A 4902-nucleotide genomic window follows, 5' to 3' on the forward strand; every position below is an offset into this window, starting at 1 on the left:
AAAGATCGACTTTAATTATATGTCCGGTCTACTGGATGGCATGACACAGGACAAAATAATATCCGCTCTGCATGGCCAGATATTCCGTGACCCGACAAGCGGACGCTGGCAGCCTGCAGATGAATACCTGTCCGGCAATGTCCGTGAAAAGCTGCGTATTGCAAAGGAGTATGCTGAAAAAGACCCAACTTTCTCGGTTAATGTAAAAATGCTGGAGAGCGTACAGCCCGAACCGCTTACCGCTGCGGACATCAGCGTTCGACTTGGCACTACGTGGATACCGCCAGAAGATATCACGCAATTTGTCCGGGAAGTCCTGCATCCACCTTATTATGCAGCAGATAAAATTACGGTTTCCTATTCCGACGCTGTAAAGCGGTGGCATGTTGCAAACAAAAGTATCGACAGAGATCGCAATTCCCCTGCGTATACGAAATATGGAACAAACCGTGTCAATGGCTATGAGCTGCTTGAGCTATCCCTTAATTTGCGTGATGTACAGATTTTTGATGTTAGAATTATAGACGGCCAAGAAAAGCGGATTCCCAACCATCAAGAGACAATCAAAGCACGCAATAAGCAAGATGCGCTGCGGCAAGCATTTAAGGATTGGATATACGCTGACCCAGACCGACGCGCACGGCTGGTGAATTATTACAACGAGCGCTTTAATCATACTCGACCGCGCACGTTCAATGGGGACTACCTCTCCTTTCCGGGCATGAACCCAAATATAGATTTGCGCAAACACCAGCGTGATGCTGTAGCCCGCATTTTGTATGGCGGCAATACACTGCTCGCACATTGCGTTGGCGCGGGAAAAACGTGGACAATGGCAGCAGGCGCAATGGAGCTGCGTAGGCTCGGCCTTGCCCACAAGCCCATGTTTGTTGTCCCGAACAGCCTGACCGAACAATGGGGCGCTGAATTCCAGCAGCTTTATCCCGGCGCGCACATTCTTGTTGCTACTGAAAACGATTTTTCCAAGCAAAACCGGAAAGCGTTTTGCGCGCGCATTGCCACCGGCGATTATGATGCGGTCATCATCGGTCATTCCCAGTTTGAAAAAGTACCGCTATCACCGGAAAACGAGCGCGCCCATATTGAAAAACAGCTCGATAATTTGGAACTGAGCCTGACTGCTGCCAAAAATGATAAGTCCATGAATTTTACCATTAAACAGCTTGAAAGCTCCAAAAAGAAATTGGAAACCCGTTTGAAAAAACTCATGGATGCTAAGGAAAAAGACGATGTCGTAACCTTTGAGCAGCTTGGCGTAGACCGGATTTTTGTGGATGAAGCTGATGAATTTAAGAACCTTGGCCTGTTTACAAAAATGCGTAACGTAGCAGGCATCCAGACAACAGCCGCGCAAAAGAGCGAGGATATGGCAGCAAAATGTGAATACCTGAATGACCTCAGCGATTATAATGGTGTCGTTTTTGCTACCGGCACTCCAATCTCTAATAGCATGTCTGAACTGTATACCATGATGCGCTATCTTCAGTATGATGTACTGGAACAGACTGGCATGACCGATTTTGACAGCTGGGCTTCGAGTTTCGGTGAGACAGTAACTTCTATGGAGCTATCTCCAGAAGGAACCGGCTACCGTGCGAAAACCCGTTTCGCAAAATTTGTCAATTTACCAGAACTCATGAATCTATGGAAACAAGCAGCGGATATCCAGACGGCAGATATGCTTAATTTGGATCGGCCTGACGTAGAGTATCATAATGAGATCGCGCAGCCGACACGGGAACAGAAAGACATGGTGCAGCAACTTGGCAAACGTGCGGATGCAGTGCGTGCCGGGGCGGTTGATCCGTACACGGATAACATGCTGGCAATTACCAACGATGGACGGAAATTGGCGCTTGACCAGCGGCTTGCCGATCCCGCGCTACCAGATGTACCGGAAAGCAAACTGAACATGGTTGTACAAAATGTTTTTGATATTTGGGAAAAGACTAAGGCCGAAAAGAGCACACAGTTAATCTTCTGTGATCTTGCCACCCCAAGCGGACGAGGACAACGTAAAAACAGCTTCTGCGCATACGATGATATTCGGGATAAGCTGATTGCACGCGGTGTTCCGGCAGATGAAATTGCGTATATCCACGATGCAGACACGGCTACGAAAAAAGCGGCGGTGCGGAATAAAATGAATGCCGGTACGATCCGTATCCTGCTCGGCTCAACCGCCAAAATGGGCGCAGGATTCAACGTGCAAACGCGTTTGGTCGCAGAGCATGAGGTGGATTGTCCGTGGCGTCCGCGCGATGTGGAACAGCGCGAAGGCCGCATCCTGCGTCAAGGAAACACCAATTCCAAGGTTGATATCTACCGATATGCTACTGAGGGCACGTTTGACAGTTATAACTGGCAGACCGTTGAAAACAAGCAGAAATTCATCGCCCAGGTAATGACCTCTAAAAACCCTGCGCGCACCTGTGAGGATGTGGATGATGCGGCTCTATCCTATGCCGAAATCAAGGCTCTTGCTGCCGGTGATCCCAAAATCAAAGAACGCATGGAGCTGGAAGTGGATGTGAATAAACTGTCTGTCCTGCGCAGCGCATATAAGAATGACCATTATCGGCTGCAAGATGATATCAACGTCAATCTGCCACATGAAATCGCCAAAAAGGAAAATCTTCTGACCGCATTACAGCATGACAGTGCGACATTTGCTGCAAACCATGCGCAGAGTGTAGGCGATACTTTCCGTGCAGAGATCTCTGGACATACGTTCACGAGCAAAGAGGATGCTGGGCAAGCACTGATTGACCGGATACACACCGAAGCAGAGAAAATCATGTCCGGTGTTGACGATGCTCTTGCATGGAGCGATTCCATACAGATTGGCCGCTATTGTGGCTTTGACCTGCGTCTCACACGCGATGCACTAAAAAACATGGCATTGTGGGTACAAGGCAAAACCAAGCGTGAAGTGGAAATCGGCAATACGCCACAAGGGATGATGCAGCGGCTCGGTAACGCCCTTGCATCTTTCGAGCCGAATATATCTTCATGTGAGCAAAGCATTATGCGTCTGAAGGAGCAATTGGCCAGCGCTAAAGAAGAGGTGGACAAGCCGTGGCCGCAGGAAGATGAATACCAGCTCAAGGCTGCACGACTGAACGAGCTGAATTTCTTATTAAGCAAGAAAGACGATCAGCCCCAGCTTGATCTGAAAAACGCTCAGCCCGAAGTGGTACAATAACCTTTTACTATGGTTTGTATTTTAGCTTTTGGCTTTACTGTTATAAAGGCGGTGATTATATGACAATAGGAGAAAAAATAAAATATTGCAGACAAAAGCGCGGACTGACACAGAAACAATTGGCTGATGCATCCGCTATTCATCCGGTATCCATTCGAAAATATGAAACAGATCGGATGGAGCCGCAGCCGGAACAGCTGTACCGAATCGCCAAAGCTCTCAATATTAGTTATGCGGCCTTATCCAACATTCGTATGACCGGTTTACGGATGCACACCGTTGGAGATCTCAATGGTATTCTGATGGCTTTGGTCGAAGCTCGTTTTCTTCTGTATCAAAACGGCGAGCTACGCTTCAACCCAATCTTGGAACCCTACTTGAAACTGGAGAATGAGAAATCTTACGCAATACCTATTAGTGATCTACGAGTTGTTCCCAAAATCCCCTCGCTTGTGCGGGGGGATTACGACATAATTTCTTTTGACGGCGAACCTGATGCACGTGAGAAGCTGGAATTAGATCAGCAATTATTAGAAAACGAATTAGAGGTGAACAAAAAAGGGGGTAGCAATATGACAATCGGAAATAAAATAAGAGTGCTTCGTAGATTTCGAGGTATGACCCAGAAAAAACTGGGTATTGCAATTGGTTTGCCGAATAATGGAGCTGATAATCGGATCACACAGTATGAAAACAACTATCGTATTCCAAAGAAAGAAGTCCTTAGCGAAATTGCCCGTGCTCTACAAGTTAATCCTGAGCTTTTTCAGATGGAAAGCTCAGGCTCGCTACAAGATTTCATATATGCACTACTGTGGTTGGAGGAAGAACGCCCCGGTTCAATCCGCTTGTTTCAGGTTGAACAACATGCTGATAATTGCCAATCCTCCTTCTCTGACAATCCAATAGGCATTTATTTTAATTCGCCTGCCATGAATGAATTTTTGAATGAATGGTTAGTGCGCAAGCAAGAATTGGCCGAAGGTAAAATCAGTAAAGACGATTACCTTGAATGGAAATTCAATAGATAAAAATGATGTGTTCCATTGGAACACAAAAAAGCGCCCGCCGCTCACAGCTTGCTGTGAACGACGGGCGTTTTTTTCTTTTAAGATTTCCGCACGAAAGCAGTCTTGTTAATGGGGAACTAATTTACAGTTGCGCCGCCCCAGCCCCAGCCGCCGAAGCCGTAGTAGCTGGTCCACGATTCCAGTGTATCTGTCGCGCAACCGCCAATGTTGGAAATAATCATTCCATTTCCGATATATATGCCAACGTGTCCGGCATTTATGTGGCATTGACCACAAATAGTTCCCGAACTATACACAGCCGGATCGTTATAAACCATCGCACCTATCGGGATATTGGAGCTATCCGTGCTTACGACATTCGTTACTCTGTTGCGTCCGGCACAGCACCAGTTGTTGACCTGCACTCCTGCAGCACGGTAGACTTCTTCTGCCCACCGTTCACACTGTCCGCCAACAGCCGGGATTCCATAACTCTGAGAATCCTGAGCGATTGCTGCAATACGCTGCTGGATATCAGAACTTAATCCGCCGTTATACTGTTTGACCAACCTAACGTAAAACATATTGCCGTAATTGTATCGCCAGCCGCCATTTTCTGCAATGGATATCTCGTTCTTATACGTTACCTTTACACCGCCGGATTTC

The 4902-nt window shown here is 47.2% G+C and carries 3 protein-coding genes; 2 read left to right on the plus strand and 1 reads right to left on the minus strand.

What is annotated here, in order from left to right; genetic code table 11:
- Positions 1-3226, plus strand: a 3226-nt coding sequence (locus ABGT74_RS01475; protein WP_346704164.1) for a DEAD/DEAH box helicase family protein, incomplete at its 5' end; no start/stop codon positions are given.
- A gap of 59 nt (positions 3227-3285) precedes the next feature.
- Positions 3286-4257, plus strand: a complete 972-nt coding sequence (locus ABGT74_RS01480; RefSeq protein WP_346704165.1) for a helix-turn-helix transcriptional regulator — start codon at positions 3286-3288, stop codon at positions 4255-4257.
- A gap of 116 nt (positions 4258-4373) precedes the next feature.
- On the opposite strand, the gene ABGT74_RS01485 is transcribed toward ABGT74_RS01480, so the two are convergent.
- On the minus strand, positions 4374-4902 hold a 529-nt coding region (locus ABGT74_RS01485; RefSeq protein WP_346704166.1), incomplete at its 5' end, for a lysozyme family protein.

The organism is uncultured Agathobaculum sp. (genome assembly GCF_963927765.1).
Lineage (GTDB): Bacteria > Bacillota > Clostridia > Oscillospirales > Butyricicoccaceae > Agathobaculum.